The 16,322-nt window shown below is 46.3% G+C and carries 14 protein-coding genes; 1 reads left to right on the forward strand and 13 read right to left on the reverse strand.

The genetic code is table 11. The features are described from left to right. Window positions 1-70 precede the first annotated feature (70 nt). The 5 genes from glpX to AB5N96_RS09265 all read right to left on the reverse strand — a co-directional run bounded on the left by glpX (window position 71) and on the right by AB5N96_RS09265 (window position 4,417). Window positions 71-1,033 carry a class II fructose-bisphosphatase gene (gene glpX, locus AB5N96_RS09245; RefSeq protein WP_204589797.1) on the reverse strand — a complete coding sequence of 321 codons (963 nt, stop codon included), beginning with the start codon at window positions 1,031-1,033 and terminating at the stop codon, window positions 71-73. A 47-nt stretch (window positions 1,034-1,080) separates the two neighbouring features. Then, a complete protein-coding gene (gene murA, locus AB5N96_RS09250; protein WP_204589798.1) occupies window positions 1,081-2,370 on the reverse strand; it encodes a UDP-N-acetylglucosamine 1-carboxyvinyltransferase in 1,290 nt (429 codons plus the stop codon). Window positions 2,371-2,378: 8 nt separating this feature from the next. Next, entirely contained in the window at window positions 2,379-3,026 is a 648-nt protein-coding gene (fsa, locus tag AB5N96_RS09255) for a fructose-6-phosphate aldolase (RefSeq protein ID WP_204589799.1), read from the reverse strand. A 64-nt stretch (window positions 3,027-3,090) separates the two neighbouring features. Then, a complete protein-coding gene (locus AB5N96_RS09260) occupies window positions 3,091-3,948 on the reverse strand; it encodes a class II fructose-bisphosphate aldolase (RefSeq protein WP_392454700.1) in 858 nt (285 codons plus the stop codon). Window positions 3,949-4,054: 106 nt separating this feature from the next. Further along, complete coding sequence (locus AB5N96_RS09265; protein WP_204589801.1) at window positions 4,055-4,417, reverse strand: response regulator; 363 nt, start codon at window positions 4,415-4,417, stop codon at window positions 4,055-4,057. A gap of 173 nt (window positions 4,418-4,590) precedes the next feature. On the opposite strand from AB5N96_RS09265, the gene AB5N96_RS09270 reads away from it, so the two are divergent. After that, window positions 4,591-5,115, forward strand: coding sequence for a DUF2529 family protein (locus AB5N96_RS09270; protein ID WP_499705351.1), 525 nt, complete (start codon window positions 4,591-4,593; stop codon window positions 5,113-5,115). A gap of 52 nt (window positions 5,116-5,167) precedes the next feature. On the opposite strand, the gene pyrG is transcribed toward AB5N96_RS09270, so the two are convergent. The 8 genes from pyrG to AB5N96_RS09310 form a co-directional block, all read right to left on the reverse strand. Continuing rightward, window positions 5,168-6,769 carry a CTP synthase gene (gene pyrG, locus AB5N96_RS09275; RefSeq protein WP_392454702.1) on the reverse strand — a complete coding sequence of 534 codons (1,602 nt, stop codon included), beginning with the start codon at window positions 6,767-6,769 and terminating at the stop codon, window positions 5,168-5,170. A gap of 172 nt (window positions 6,770-6,941) precedes the next feature. Continuing rightward, window positions 6,942-7,490 carry a DNA-directed RNA polymerase subunit delta gene (gene rpoE / locus AB5N96_RS09280; RefSeq protein WP_499705352.1) on the reverse strand — a complete coding sequence of 183 codons (549 nt, stop codon included), beginning with the start codon at window positions 7,488-7,490 and terminating at the stop codon, window positions 6,942-6,944. A gap of 548 nt (window positions 7,491-8,038) precedes the next feature. Next, window positions 8,039-11,305, reverse strand: a complete 3,267-nt coding sequence (icmF, locus tag AB5N96_RS09285; protein ID WP_499705353.1) for a fused isobutyryl-CoA mutase/GTPase IcmF — start codon at window positions 11,303-11,305, stop codon at window positions 8,039-8,041. Then, window positions 11,306-11,947 carry a TetR/AcrR family transcriptional regulator gene (locus tag AB5N96_RS09290; RefSeq protein WP_392454706.1) on the reverse strand — a complete coding sequence of 214 codons (642 nt, stop codon included), beginning with the start codon at window positions 11,945-11,947 and terminating at the stop codon, window positions 11,306-11,308. It abuts the gene before it with no gap. Next, on the reverse strand, window positions 11,948-13,087 hold the full coding sequence (locus AB5N96_RS09295) for an acyl-CoA dehydrogenase (RefSeq protein WP_204589807.1): 1,140 nt from the start codon (window positions 13,085-13,087) through the stop codon (window positions 11,948-11,950). Window positions 13,088-13,104: 17 nt separating this feature from the next. Continuing rightward, window positions 13,105-14,241 (reverse strand): acyl-CoA dehydrogenase, encoded by a 1,137-nt coding sequence (locus tag AB5N96_RS09300; RefSeq protein ID WP_204589808.1) that lies wholly within the window; start codon window positions 14,239-14,241, stop codon window positions 13,105-13,107. A gap of 12 nt (window positions 14,242-14,253) precedes the next feature. After that, entirely contained in the window at window positions 14,254-15,105 is an 852-nt protein-coding gene (locus AB5N96_RS09305) for a 3-hydroxybutyryl-CoA dehydrogenase (protein ID WP_204589809.1), read from the reverse strand. Between the two features lie 15 nt (window positions 15,106-15,120). Then, window positions 15,121-16,317, reverse strand: a complete 1,197-nt coding sequence (locus AB5N96_RS09310) for an acetyl-CoA C-acetyltransferase (RefSeq protein ID WP_392454708.1) — start codon at window positions 16,315-16,317, stop codon at window positions 15,121-15,123. Window positions 16,318-16,322: the final 5 nt, after the last annotated feature.

A 16,322-nucleotide genomic window follows, 5' to 3' on the forward strand; every position in this document is an offset into this window, starting at 1 on the left:
TTCAGTAGGAGTACTAAATGATAGAAGAAATGTCCGCACAGAAAAAGCTCTGTGCGGCATTCTATCTTTTTTACAGGACTAGATTCGGTTTCTTTTTCAAGCTATGACGGCCTTCTACGAAACGGACCGTACCAGATTTTGCGCGCATAACCAGTGTATGTGTTTCTGCATACCCTGCTTTGAACTGAACGCCGCGAAGAAGCTCTCCGTCTGTAACACCTGTAGCTGTGAAAATCGCATCGTCACCGCGTACAAGGTCTTCCATACGCAAGACTTTGTTCACATCAAGACCCATCTTGATACAACGCTCTAGTTCACCTTCTTCATGAGGTACTAGACGACCTTGAATTTCTCCTCCTAGACACTTCAAGCCAACAGCCGCGATCACGCCTTCTGGTGCTCCACCCATGCCGAACAAGATGTCGACACCTGTCTCATCAAACGCCGTGTTGATGGCACCTGCCACGTCTCCGTCGTTGATCAATTTGATGCGAGCTCCAGAAGCACGAATTTCGTCAATGATCTGTTGGTGACGCGGGCGATTTAAAATTGTTGCCACTACGTCTTGAATATCTTTGTTTTTGGCACGAGCAACGGCCTTTAAGTTATCGATGACCGGTGCATCAATATCGACCAATCCGACTGCTTCTGGACCCACTGCAAGTTTGTCCATATACATGTCTGGGGCGTGGAGCAAGTTGCCACGGTCTGCGATTGCTAGAACTGCTAATGCGTTCCAACCACCTGACGCGACAATGTTAGTGCCTTCAAGTGGATCAACGGCCACATCTACTTGTGGCCCACCGTTACCAAGACCTAATTTTTCACCGATATACAGCATCGGCGCCTCGTCCATTTCACCTTCACCGATTACGACGACACCTTCCATAGGAATTGTGTCAAATACAGAACGCATTGCGGTCGTCGCCGCGTCATCTGCTTCTATCTTTAACCCGCGCCCCATCCAGCGTGCAGACGCAATCGCTGCCGCCTCAGTTACACGTACTAATTCCATTGATAAACTTCGTTCCATCGTTTCTCCTCCTGCCAAGCGTTTTCTAAACCTGTCTTATTGTACCACTACACGGTTCTGTCTGCATTCGTAATTTCGACAGGCTCGAGCTTCACACGTCGAATGTCTGCGCCTAAAGCAGATAATTTCTCAATTAATCTACCATAGCCACGTTCAATGTGATAAATGTCGTGGACTTCTGTTTCCCCTTCAGCAATCAAACCAGCTAGCACTAGAGCAGCTCCTGCACGTAAATCACTTGCGCGGACACTTGCTGCTTCTAACTTTGTCGGTCCTTTAATAATGGCTGTGCTGCCTTCCACTCGACCTTCTCCGTTCATGCGACGCAATTCATCGATTTGCTTGAAACGAGCAGAATAGATCGTGTCTGTAATAACAGACGTACCATCCGCTTGCGTCATCAGCACAGTGAATGGCTGCTGCAAGTCTGTTGCAAAGCCTGGGTAGACAAGGGTCTTCACATCGACATTTTTCAAGTACTCTACGCGTGGAATATAGAGGGACTCTTCACGTTCTTCAATGACAACGCCCATTTCTTGCAGTTTGGCAGTAAGTGCTTCTAAGTGTAGCGGAATGACATTGTCGATCTGCACACCGTCACCGATGAGCGCTGCCATGATCATAAATGTTCCGGCTTCGATTCGGTCCGGAATAATCGTATGGTTCGTGCCGTGTAGGCTGTCCACACCTTCGATTCGGATGATGTTCGTCCCGGCTCCTTTGATGTTCGCTCCCATATTCGAAAGGAGTGTTGCCACATCAATGATTTCAGGTTCTTTCGCTGCATTTTCGATGATGGTACGTCCATTCGCACGCACAGCAGCGAGCATAATGTTGATAGTTGCGCCAACGCTGACAACGTCTAGATACACTTTTGTGCCTTCGAGTTGTTCTGCACGTAAATAGATAGCACCGTGCTCATTGGACACTTTCGCACCAAGAGCTTCAAACCCTTTGATGTGTTGGTCAATCGGACGTGGTCCTAAGTGACATCCACCAGGCAGACCAATTGCTGCGTGACCGAATTTGCCTAGCATTGCACCCATCAAATAATACGATGCACGTAGTTTTTTAATATTGCCATTTGGCAACGCCATGTCCTGGATGTTCGTCGGATCAACGACCATTGTTCCGTCTTCAAACGTCACAACAGCTCCGAGCTCTTCTAAAATTTCTTTTAAAATATAGACATCCGCGATTTCTGGTAAGCCTTCGATAGTGACAGGTGAATCGGCTAAAAGGGTTGCGGGAATTAGTGCTACCGCGCTGTTCTTTGCACCACTGACTTTGATGGTCCCTTTTAAACGATTGCCTCCATTGATTTTATAAACCTCCATAGAAGCACCTACTTCGCTTGACGATTGTTCCAGTCGTTCAAGAATGCTTCGATACCCTTGTCAGTCAGAGGGTGATGGAAGAGTTGTTGCAATACTTTAAATGGTGTTGTAGAGATGTGCGCACCATTTAATGCAGCGTCCGTGATGTGTTGAGGGTGACGGATCGATGCTGCGATGATTTCTGTATCGATATCGTGGATCGTGAAGATATCTGCAATTTTCGCAATCAGTTCCATTCCATCATGACCGATATCATCAAGACGCCCTAAGAAAGGAGACACATACGTTGCTCCTGCACGCGCTGCAAGTAAGGCTTGGTTTGCACTGAAGATCAGCGTCACGTTTGTTTTAATGCCTTCTGCGCGGAAAACTGAACATGCTTTTAAGCCTTCCGGAGTCATAGGAAGTTTTACTGTAATATTTGGAGCGATTGCTGCTAGCTCGCGTCCTTCTTTGATCATGCCTTCTGCGTCCAAAGCAATTACTTCTGCAGAAACAGAGCCATCGACAAGTGCTGTGATTTCACGAAGACGATCGTGGAATGAGATATTTTCTTTTGCTACTAGTGACGGGTTTGTTGTAACACCGTCGATGATGCCCCATGAGTGGGCTTCTTTAATTTCGTCAAAGTTTGCTGTATCGATAAAAAATTTCATGAATAATTTCCTCCAATTAGTGAAATGGGAGAAGCAATGAACGCTTCTCCCGTTAGTTCAATATTTACGCTTGGCCTGAGCTACCGAACTCGCGCATTTTGCCTTTTACTGTTTCTTTAATAGCATCGCGCATCGGCGTCAAGTATTTACGTGGGTCATATTGCTCTGCGTCTGCGTTTAAGAAGTCACGCACAGCTTTTGTACCCGCAATTTGATTTTCAGTATTTACGTTGATTTTTGCTGTCCCTAAAGAAATCGCACGTTTGATATCTTTCGTTGGGATGCCTGTTCCTCCGTGAAGAACAAGTGGAAGGTCTGCAAGTTTTGAGATTTCTTCCATTTCAGCAAAACCAAGGTTTGGTTCACCTTTATATGGTCCGTGTACGGAACCTAGTGCTGGTGCTAGGAAGTCGATGTTTGTGCGCTTCACAAGCTCTTCACACTCTTTTGGATCTGCATAGATGACGCCGTCTGCAACGATATCATCTTCTTGGCCACCAACTGTTCCAAGCTCTGCTTCTACAGAAACGCCATTTGCATGTGCATATTCTACAACTTTAGAAGTCGTTTCAACGTTTTCTTCAAATGGGTGGTGAGATGCATCGATCATGACAGATGTAAAGCCTGCATCGATTGCTTCTTTACATTTTTCAAAACTAGAACCGTGATCTAAGTGAATTGCAACAGGAACAGTTGTCCCGAAGTCTTTCATTAATCCCTTCACCATATGTACCACAGTGTTGAAGCCGCCCATATAACGCGCTGCTCCTTCAGATACACCTAAAATGACAGGAGATTTTTCTTCTTCTGCAGCTTGAAGGATCGCTTGTGTATATTCAAGGTTGTTAATGTTAAATTGCCCAACTGCATAGCCCTCACGTTTGCCTTTTTCAAGCATGTCTTTCATTGATTCTAATGCCATGAATGGACCTCCTCTAAATGGTGATAGCTTAAATTTAGGTTGACCTGCTATCTATCCTTCAGTGTACCAAAAAAAGGCGTGGGTTTCCACACCTGTCCTCTCGCTATTAAGAAGCTTTGAGCTGTTCGATCACTGCTGCACGTACTTCAAAGATATCAAATGGTTTGGTGAAGTAAAGAGACGCCCCAAGTCGCTTTGCTTCGTCAATCAAGTTCAATTCCCCATAAGCAGTCATCATCATCACCGGTGTAGTTGCATCCAGTGCTTTGATGCGCTTTAAAATCTCTATCCCGTTCATACCCGGAATTTTCATATCGAGCAAGACGCCGTCAATCGTCTGTGCATCAAATTTCTCGAGTGCTTCTTGGCCATTTGCCGCTACTGTAACCGTATATCCGGACTGTTCAAACACTTCTTGCAACAGCATTCGAATTCCCGGTTGATCATCGACGATCAATAAATGCGTCACACTTTCCCATCTCCTTATCGTACAAAAGTTTCTCGCATAATTAGTAACAATTATCCTCTTAGCAGGAAAAAAATTCAATACGTTTTTCGAAACATTTTTTCAACAAATCCTGACGTCCCACTAGCAAGGAGACCTTCAGGTTTTGTATACTGTGTCGTGAGGTGAAAGAACGTATGAAAATGTTAACAACACAAGTGACAGGTCTGCTCCAGCGGATCGCCAATAGCCAAGAAGAAGCGATTGAAGAAACAGCACGTCTTCTGGCACAAGCGACAGTCGGCGAAGGCCAGGTCTATTTGGCTCCATTTGGTGAGATGGAAGCTCTCTATGCAAATGCTACTGCTTCACAGCTATTCCCGAGTTTAGCAAAGTGGACAAGTGCGAGTGAATTAACGTCTGCGGATCGCGTATGGATTTTAACTCCGCGCGCTGATCATCCGGAAGCTTTAGCTCTTGCACGTGAATTAAGCGACCGCTTCATCCCATTTAGTGCGCTAGCTGCAGATAAAGCGTCGGAAGAAAACGTCTTAAGTGAGTTGGCCTATACTTACGTGTCACTAGGATTTGCAAAAGGATTGCTCCCGACCGATACCGGTGAACGCGTCGTGTTGCCTTATGCGTTAGCGGGCCTATTCGTTTATGAAGCAGTCCTCCTCGAGGTGCGCGACATGACGCTTGGGTCAGATGAGTTGGAGTAGACATAAAAAAAACCGGATTCGCGTTTGCGGATCCGGTTTTTATTTGGCTAGATTAGTTTTTTGCTTCTACAGAAGCTTTGATGAACTCACGGAACAATGGTTGTGGACGCGTTGGGCGTGACACAAATTCCGGGTGGAACTGAGAAGCTAAGAAGAACGGGTGATTTGGAAGCTCGATGATTTCTACTAAACGACCATCTGGGCTCGTTCCTGAGAATACGAAGCCTTCGTTTTCAAATGCTTCACGGAATTCATTGTTGAACTCGTAGCGGTGACGGTGACGCTCATACACTAAGTCTTCGCCGTAAGCTTCACGCGCTTTTGAGCCTGGCTTTAATTTACATGGGTATAGACCAAGACGAAGCGTTCCACCTAAGTCTTCCACATCTTTTTGCTCTGGAAGAAGATCGATGATTGCATGGTTTGTTTCTGGGTTCAACTCAGTAGAGTGTGCGCCTTCTAAGTGTAAGATTGAGCGTGCAAATTCTACAGTTGCAAGTTGCATACCTAGGCAAATCCCGAGGAATGGCACGTTGTTTTCACGTGCAAACTTCGTCGCTAAGATTTTCCCTTCCACACCACGGTCTCCAAATCCACCAGGAACTAGGATTCCGTCCACATCAGACAAGATTTCGTCTACATTTGATTCGTTGACATGCTCCGCGTTGATCCATTTCACATCGATATCTGCATCGAATGTGTATCCAGCGTGCTTCAATGCTTCTACGACAGAAATGTACGCATCCGGAAGCTCTACATACTTCCCGACTAGACCGATTTTGACTTTTCCAGAAAGACCTTTCACTAGAGAAACAAGGTTTTTCCAGTCTGTCATGTCCGCTTCTTTGTTTTCTAGCTTGAAGTGGTCAAGAACGATTTGATCAAGGTGTTGCTCTTGCAGATGAAGTGGAATTTCATATAGAGATTCCGCATCGAGTGCTTCGATAACTTCTTCCGGCTTGATATCACAGAACAATGCAATTTTGTCTTTCATTTCTTGTGGTACGGGTGCTTCAGAACGAACCACGATTACATTTGGTTGAATTCCTAGTGAACGTAATTCTTTTACAGAGTGTTGTGTCGGCTTTGTTTTCATTTCGCCCGCTGCACTGATGAACGGAAGAAGCGTCACGTGGATGTACATGACGTTGTCGCTGCCGACGTCACGTTTCATCTGACGAATCGACTCTAGGAATGGAAGAGATTCGATATCCCCTACTGTCCCGCCGATTTCTGTGATGACGATATCTGCATGTGTTTCGCGTGCTGCAAGGTACAAACGCTCTTTAATCTCGTTCGTAATGTGCGGGATGACTTGAACTGTTCCGCCGTTGTAATCGCCGCGACGTTCTTTGCGAAGAACAGACGAGTACACTTTTCCTGTTGTGATGTTCGAGTATTTGTTTAAGTTGATGTCGATGAAGCGCTCGTAGTGACCTAAGTCTAGATCTGTCTCTGCGCCGTCATCTGTTACGAAAACTTCCCCGTGTTGATAAGGACTCATTGTCCCTGGATCGATGTTGATGTATGGATCAAACTTTTGGATCGTGATGTCGAGTCCACGATTTTTTAGAAGACGTCCGAGTGATGCGGCCGTGATTCCTTTACCAAGTGATGATACAACGCCACCTGTTACGAAAATATACTTTGTCATGTGTAGTTCCTCCTGCATTTGAAATTGCCCTAACCGTGGCTATCTGTAAAAACAAAAAAGCGCCCTCCTGCTGCTTTGGCAGGGGAGCGCATTATGCACATTGGATGTCGTCTCTTTTTTGAGAGCCCAATTAAATCTTAATGCGATATGACACTGAAGTCAAGAATGAAAATTAGAGTTCTTCTTCCTCGTCCTCTAGGTCTTCATCAGCCTCTACTTCTTCGTCGATTTCAAATTCTTCGTCTTCCTCATCTTCAATAAGGTCTTCGTCGATTTCTTCGTCAACAGGAAGAAGTACTGGATCTTCTGGATCTTCGTCGTCATCTTCATCTTCGACTAGTTCTTCAAGTTCTTCTTCATCGTAAAGAAGCTCATCTTCGTCTTCGAGGATTTCTTCGTCTTCATCAACAGCTTTTGCTTTTTTCTTACGCACTTTAACAGTCGGTGCAGACTCTTCTTCGATCGTGTCTACCGGGTACCACTCACGTAGGCCCCATTGGTATTCTGATGTCGCCAGGAAGCGGCCATCGATATTCATGTCTGTATAGAATTGAAGTTTTTTCTCTTCCATTTCAGCATCTGTATATCCTGAAACGTCTTGAATTGCTTTGAACAAATCTTGCAGTTCAAGCGCTTCGCGACGGTCTGTAAGTAGGGTGAACGCTAGGTTGATTAGCGACTCTTCTTGTAATTGTTCTTTCGTCATCTCACGAAAATTCATTCGGTCAACGTCCTTTCTTTGTCCGTTTGCATACCTTTCATTGTACCCATTATGCAGAAATATTTCCACTATCTCTTTGTTCTTTTTTTCGACTTTATCATAAAGAACCCTACGGCGAATAAAAAGAAGGCTAAAATCAGGAGCGGAATGGAGCCGATTTGTTCGTTGTAGACGAATGCGGTGACAAAAAGGAGTGCGAGGACTATAAGCCAGATGATAAGTTGTTTCAAGAAGGACCCTCCTTTGTCTGATAGAATTATCGTACTATTTTGACAGGGCAGGCGCAAGGGGCATTCTAATAGGTACCTGTCCCAAAAACAATTCCGACAATCGTGATTATTCATAGATTATGCAACAGGAGTGTGCATTCTTGTGTAAGAAATCGGATAACTATAAATTGTTTTGGAATTGTTTGGGTACCAGGTACCTTTTGGGAGCGTTTTCCATTTGGTACCTGTCACCTTTCTTGAACATTGTTCCCAACCATAAAGAAACGCCACCGGCAAAGAATTACCTTCTCTACCAGTGACGCTCTTATCATCTAAAACTTACATATTCCGTCGATACTGCCCGCCCACTTCATATAGAGCGTTGGTGATTTGGCCAAGGCTTGCGACCTTGACTGTATCCATCAACTCTTCAAAAATGTTGCCACCTGTTTTCGCGACTTCTTTTAGACGAGCAAGTGCTGCTTCCGAAACGTCTGCATGTGCCGACTGGAAGTTACGCAAATTGTTGATTTGTGTTTCTTTTTCGTCTTTGGATGCACGTGCGATTTCCATGTTGTCGATATCGTCCTCAGTTGCCGGGTTCGGATTGAGGTAAGTGTTGACACCGATGATTGGAAGTTCACCTGTATGTTTTTTCATTTCATAGTGCATCGACTCTTCTTGGATCTTGCCGCGTTGGTATTGTGTTTCCATCGCGCCCAGGACACCCCCGCGATCGTTCATGCGGTCGAATTCTTGTAGCACCATTTCTTCCACTAAATCTGTTAACTCTTCCACGATAAATGCACCTTGGAGCGGGTTCTCGTTTTTCGACAAGCCGTGCTCTTTTGTGATGATCATTTGAATCGCCATTGCGCGGCGTACAGATTCCTCTGTCGGTGTAGTGATTGCTTCGTCATAGGCATTCGTGTGAAGCGAGTTACAGTTGTCTTGTAGTGCCATCAAAGCTTGTAGCGTCGTGCGGATATCGTTGAAATCGATTTCCTGAGCATGCAAGCTGCGACCAGACGTTTGAACGTGGTACTTCAGTTTTTGTGAACGTTCGTTTGCGCCGTACTTCTCACGCATGACGACTGCCCAGATGCGACGCGCCACACGACCGATTACCGTGTATTCCGGATCGAGACCGTTCGAGAAGAAGAACGACAAGTTCGGTGCAAAATCATCGATGTGCATGCCGCGGCTCAAATAGTATTCCACGTATGTGAACCCATTTGATAATGTGAACGCGAGCTGTGAAATCGGGTTTGCTCCTGCTTCTGCAATGTGGTAGCCAGAAATTGAAACCGAGTAGTAATTGCGCACTTTGTGATCGATAAAGTATTGCTGGATGTCGCCCATCATACGCAGTGCAAATTCTGTTGAGAAGATGCACGTATTTTGCCCTTGGTCTTCTTTTAAAATGTCCGCTTGAACTGTTCCACGGACGACTTGAAGAGTCGCTTCACGGACTTGTGTGAATTCTTCCACAGTCAAAGTGCGACCTAGCTCTTCTTCCTTCAGCTTCACTTGCTGATCAATCGCCGTGTTCATGAACATCGCCAAAATGATTGGTGCCGGACCATTGATTGTCATCGACACAGACGTCGATGGTGCACATAGGTCAAAGCCGTCATAGAGCTTTTTCATGTCCTCAAGCGTACAGATGCTCACGCCTGATTCGCCGACTTTTCCGTAAATATCCGGACGATGGTCTGGGTCTTCGCCGTAAAGCGTTACGGAATCAAATGCAGTAGATAAACGTTTCGCTGTATCGTCTTTTGAAAGATAGTGGAAGCGACGGTTTGTACGCTCCGGTGTACCCTCTCCAGCGAATTGACGTTTCGGGTCTTCCCCTTCACGTTTGAACGGGAATACACCTGCTGTATACGGGAATGAACCTGGTACGTTTTCTTTATACGCCCAGCGTAAAATTTCGCCGTAATCTTTGAATTTTGGTAATGCTACTTTTGGAATCTTTAGACCTGACAAGCTTTCCGTGCGAAGGATCGTACGAATCTCTTTGTCCCGTACTTTTGTAACGAACTCGTCTCCTGAATACGCTTCTTTCAGCGCTTCCCAGTTTTCTAAGATCCGTTTTGATTCAGCAGACAATTCGTTTTTCACGCCATCAAGTAGCGATTCGAGCGACTGGACAAGAGCTTCTTCTCCGCCCGATTCTTTGACTGCTTGTAGAGCACCTTCTAGTTGGAACATGCGGCGTGCCAATTCGACTTGTTGCTCCGACTTGGCGTGGTATCCGCGCACTGTATCTGTTAATTCACGCAAGTAGTAACGACGGTCGTTTGGAATAATGACATTTTGCTTTTGCGTTTTTGCAAACTCTTCGTAAGATGTCAACCAGTCAGAACCTGTCTTTTCATTGATTTTTGCAATGAGCGCAGCAAACAATGAATTCGTCCCTTTATCGTTGAACTGGCTCGCAATCGTTCCGTACACTGGCATCGTATCTAAGTCATCATGCCATAGTTCACGGCTGCGCTGGTACTGCTTCTGTACTTGGCGAAGTGCATCTTCAGACCCTTTTCGCTCAAATTTGTTGATGACGATCAAGTCTGCAAAATCGATCATATCGATTTTCTCAAGTTGAGATGGTGCACCGAATTCGCTCGTCATGACGTACATCGACAAGTCTGAAATTGTCGTGATTTCCGCATCCCCTTGGCCGATACCACTCGTTTCCACGATGATCAAGTCATAGCCAGCCGTTTTGACAACGTCTAACACGTCTTTGATAGCGCCAGATAGCTCGGTGCGTGAACCACGTGTCGCAAGGGAACGCATGAATACGCGTTTGTTGAAGATCGCATTCATACGGATGCGGTCTCCAAGCAATGCGCCACCTGTTTTTTGTTTCGTTGGATCAATCGACAAAATTGCGACACGTTTATCCGGAAGCTCAGATAAGAAGCGGCGGATCAATTCGTCTGTAAGTGAACTTTTCCCTGCGCCTCCAGTACCTGTGATCCCAAGAACCGGTGTACCTTTTGATTTTGCTTTTGCTGCTTCAATCAATTGCTTCGCTTCGTCAGAACCTGTTAAAGTGGCTTCTTCTGCAATCGTGATCAAACGTGCAAGTGTCTCTGGCGTTTCAACAGATGCTGTCTCCAGCTGCGCTAAAGCCCCATCTGCAGGCGTTGCAACGTCACACTCTTCAATCATTCGGTTGATCATCCCCTGAAGACCTAACTTACGCCCATCTTCCGGTGAGAAAATGCCACTGATTCCGTAGGCATGTAGTTCTTTGATTTCTTTTGGTAGGATAACCCCGCCGCCACCGCCGTAAATACGGATATGCGGTGCGCCTTTTTCAGCGAGCAGGTCTTTCATATATTTGAAATATTCAACGTGTCCTCCCTGGTACGATGAAATCGCAATGCCTTGTGCATCCTCTTGAATGGCAGCATTGACGACTTCTTCCACGGAACGGTTATGGCCAAGGTGAATGACCTCGACACCGCTCGCTTGTAGGATGCGACGCATGATATTGATCGATGCATCATGTCCGTCAAACAAACTCGATGCCGTCACGAAACGGACCGGATTGGTCGGACGGTAAACTTCAACCTGTGCTACTTGTACCACTTACAGTTCCCCCTTTGTTCTTGCCCCTAGACCACGCAAAATAAATGCGACTTGTAGGTCTGTAAATTCATCAATCGAGTAGTTCTTGTGAAGAGCCCAGCGACGGTAAGCCCACATTTGACCCTGTGTAAAAATCGAGTGTGCGTATAAGTCTATCTCTCGCTCATTGAGCGACAGTTCCCCTGACGTCACGCAACTTTGTAAAATCGTGCGGAAGATGGCTGTCATTTCTTCTTCTTTACGAAGAACATACGACAAGGCTTCTTTCGGAAGCGATTTTGTTTCTTGGTACATGACAACGAATTCATCTTGCATATCATTGATGACACTGTAGTAATAGCGAATCGCGGACACCAGTTCGTCAAGTGTACCGTTTTTTGCACCGACGGACTCGATGCGTTCAAATACTTCATCATAGATGCTGTCACAGACGAGGTAGAGCACGTCTTCCTTCGTACGGATGTATTCATAGAGCGTGCCTATGCTAAATCCGGCTTCTTTGGCAATTTCACGCGTGGTGGTGCGGTGAAAGCCCTTCTCTTTGAAGAGCTTGACCCCCGCACCGATCATTTGCTGACGACGCTTTGTGATCAGCTGTTCGTCTTTGACGGACGTTTTGACAAGGTGCTTGCCCTCTGTCATTTATTTTGTCAAGTTGCGCGAGATAACAAGGCGTTGAATCTCTTGCGTACCTTCATAGATTTGTGTGATTTTCGCATCGCGCATGAAGCGTTCAACCGGATAGTCTTTCGTGTAGCCGTAGCCACCGAAGACTTGAACTGCTTCTGTAGATACTTTCATTGCTGTATCCCCCGCCATCAATTTCGCCATTGCCGACGCTTGACCGTATGGAAGGTTGTTCGACTCAAGCCATGCTGCTTGGTACGTCAGTAAACGAGATGCTTCAGTCGCCGTCGCCATATCGGCCAGTTTGAATGAAATCCCTTGGTTTGCTGTGATTGGCTTACCAAACTGAACGCGCTCTTTTGCGTAGTTCACAGATGCATCAAGTGCACCTTGCGCGATTCCGACCGCTTGCGCAGCGATACCGTTACGACCCCCATCTAACGTCTTCATTGCAATGATGAAACCTTGACCTTCTTCACCGAGTAGGTTTTCTTTTGGCACGCGGCAGTTATCGAAAATAACTTCAGTTGTTGGAGATGAACGAATTCCAAGCTTCTTTTCTTTCTTCCCTACGGAGAAACCAGGCGTGCTTGCTTCTACGATGAATGCAGACGTCCCTTTATGTTTTGATTCTGGATCTGTTACCGCGAATACGATATAGATGTCGGCAATCCCACCGTTTGTGATGAAGATTTTCGAGCCGTTGATCACGTACTCATCGCCATCAAGTTTTGCAGTTGTTTTCATTCCACCTGCATCTGAACCCGAATTCGGCTCTGTTAAGCAGTACGCACCGATTTGAGACCCTTCTGCCATAGGACGAAGGAATTTTTGTTTTTGCTCTTCTGTACCGAACTTGAATACAGGCCAGCCCGCTAGAGATGTGTGAGCTGAAAGCGTTACTCCAGTAGATGCACAGACACGTGATAATTCTTCTACTGCGATGACATATGCCAAGTAGTCAGAACCGATCCCGCCGTATTCTTCTGGCCACGGAATACCTGTTAAGCCTAGCTCTGCCATTTTGTCGAACAGCGCACGGTCAAAGCTTTCGTTTTCATCGCGTTCTGCAGCTGTTGGTGCCACTTCTTTTTCCGCAAAGTCGCGTACCATTTTTCGAATCATTTCATGCTCTTCTGATAATTGAAAGTTCATTTCATTTCCCGCCTTTTTTAGTTTGTAAGGTGTTTGCCGATTACGAGGCGCTGAATTTCAGACGTACCTTCGTAGATTTCTGTAATTTTTGCATCGCGGAACAAGCGCTCCACTGGATATTCTTCTGTATAGCCGTAGCCACCAAACACTTGAACTGCTTCAATCGAAACGTCCACTGCTGTTTTGGAAGCAAATAGTTTTGCCATAGACGCTTCTTGTCCGCATGGTTTGCCGAGCTGGCGCAAGTTTGCTGCGCTGTAGACAAGTAAGCGAGACGCTTCAACGGCAGTTGCCATGTCTGCAAGTTTAAAGCCGATACCTTGGTTGACAGCAATCGGTTTCCCGAACTGCTTGCGTTCTTTGGAGTATGCGACTGCCTCGTCAAGTGCTGCTTCAGCAATTCCAAGTGCTTGTGCTGCAATTCCGATACGTCCTACATCTAAGTTCGCCATCGCGATTTTAAAGCCTTCCCCTTCTTGCCCTAGCAAGTTGGCAGCAGGTACTTTCATATCTTCAAATGTTAATTCGACTGTGCGTGAACCGTGTAAGCCCATTTTGTGCTCGTCTTTTCCGACGATAAAGCCTGGCGTGTCTTTCTCCACGATAAATGCCGAGATCCCGCGAGAGCCTTTTTCTGGATCTGTGTTTGCGAACACAATGTATACGTCTGCTTCTCCGCCATTTGTAATGAACACTTTCGAGCCGTTCAGCACGTAATGATCCTCTTTTTTGACTGCACGTGTTTTTAAAGAGCCTGCATCACTACCAGCAGCCGGTTCTGTTAAACAGAATGCCCCGAGGTACTCTCCACTTGCTAGCTTCGGTACATAGTTTTGTTTTTGTTCTTCAGTTCCGAAGTATAAGATTGGATTTGTGCCAACCGACGTATGCACGGACAAGATAACACCGACTGTCGCCGAAACTTTCGACAACTCATGGATGGCGATGATGTAGCTCATGAAATCCATTCCTGCACCGCCGTACTCTTCCGGAATCGTGATGCCCATCAACCCAAGCTCGCCCATCTCTTTGATAATGTCGCGTGGGAATTCCCCAGCTTCCATGTGCTCAATAAACGGAGCGATTTTTTCTTTGGCGAATTCACGGACCATATTGCGCATCATTGTTTGTTCTTCAGTAAAACGTAGTTCCATACTAAACGCTCCTTATTCGTAGACGTAGAATCCGCGACCAGATTTCTTGCCGAGCCAACCAGCCTTCACATATTTGCGAAGTAGTGGACAAGGGCGGTATTTGCTGTCGCCGAAGCCGTCGTGTAGGATTTCCATGATGTAGAGGCATGTATCAAGACCTATGAAGTCTGCAAGTTGCAGCGGTCCCATCGGGTGGTTCATTCCAAGCTTCATGACGTCATCAATGGCTTCTTTTGTTGCAACGCCCTCGTACAATGTGTAGATGGCTTCGTTGATCATCGGCATTAGAATGCGGTTTGAAACGAATCCTGGGAAGTCGTTCACTTCGACAGGCACTTTGCTCAATTTTTTCGTCATATCTTCGATTTCTGTGTATACGTCATCTGAAGTCGCAAGTCCGCGAATGATTTCGACTAGCTTCATAACAGGTACCGGGTTCATGAAGTGCATACCGATTACTTGTTCCGGTCGGTTTGTGACCGCTGCGATTTCCGTGATTGGAAGAGACGATGTGTTTGTCGCCAAAATCGCATGTTTCGGTGTGATTTCATCAAGCTGTTTGAAGATTTGTTGCTTGATTTCCATGTTTTCCACTGCTGCTTCGATGACGATATCTACGTCTCGTGCGTCGTTGATATCTAAAGACTTTGTGATGCGTCCAAGGATGGCCGTTTTTTCGTCTTCTGTCTTGCGTCCTTTTTCCACATCACGTGCTAAGTTTTTTGTAATGCCTGCTAAGCCGCGTTCGAAGAATTCTTCAGCACGGTCATTTAGTTTCACATCAAAACCTGCTTGCGCACAAACTTGCGCGATTCCTGACCCCATTTGGCCTGCGCCAATTACTAATACCTTTTGAATAGCCATCTCTATCCGCCTCTCTTACGCTTGTTTTGGTACTTCGATTAGAATTGCATCCCCTTGACCGCCGCCTGAACAGATGGCTGCGATACCAAGTCCTCCGCCACGCTTTTGAAGTTCAAGTGCTACTGTGTAAACAATACGTGCTCCTGATGCGCCGATCGGGTGACCGAGAGCAACCGCTCCGCCGTTCACGTTTACTTTCTCTGCATCCAGGCCAGCGATCTGATTGCTGACAAGTGCAACCGCTGCGAATGCTTCGTTGATTTCAATCAAGTCGATTTCTTCAATCGATTTGTTATATTTTTCAAGAAGTGTGTTGATAACTAGTCCTGGTGTTTGCGGGAAGTCTTCTGGTGCCACTCCCACTTCTGCATGTCCGACGATATAGCCAAGCGGTGTTGCGCCTAGTTCTTGTGCTTTTTGTTCAGAAGTCAGTACGACTGCACAGGCTCCGTCGTTCACACCTGGTGCGTTTCCTGCTGTAATAGTTCCTTCTTTTCCAAACACCGGTTTCAAGTTCGCGAGCCCTTCTACTGTCGTGCCTTTACGAGGTGCCTCGTCTGTTGCCACCGTGATTGGGTCTCCCTTGCGTTGTGGGATCTCAATCGGTGTAATTTCCTCTTCAAAACGACCAGACTCAATTGCTTTGAGTGCTAAGTCATGTGAGCGTGCTGCCCATTTGTCTTGCTCCTCGCGGCTGATTTCAAATGAATCCGCTGTTGAGTTTCCGTACGTTCCCATATGCACATTTTTCGGATGGAAAGCACAGGACAATCCGTCATACACCATGCCGTCTACTACTTGCGCATTCCCCATACGGAATCCTTCGCGTGCTTTTGGAAGGTAGTACGGTGCGTTAGACATCGACTCCATCCCGCCTGCAACGATGATATGCTCTTCTCCAAGTCGGATCAACTGGTCACCGAGTGAAATGCTGCGCATACCAGATGCACATACTTTGTTGATGGTTTCTGTTTTGACGCTCCACGGAATCCCAGCTTTGTTCGCTGCTTGACGAGAAGGAATCTGTCCTTGACCTGCTTGCAGAACTGTTCCCATGATCACTTCATCGACTTGCTCAGGTGTAACTCCAGCGCGTTCTAAGGCTGCTTGAATTGCGTGTCCCCCGAGATCTGATGCGGAAAGTGGGCTAAGTGCTCCACCAAATTTACCAAATGCCGTACGTGCTCCTGAAAGGATAACTGTCTTTGTCATTTGCG

Source organism: Chryseomicrobium imtechense, assembly GCF_041475995.1.
Classification (GTDB): Bacteria; Bacillota; Bacilli; order Bacillales_A; family Planococcaceae; genus Chryseomicrobium; species Chryseomicrobium aureum.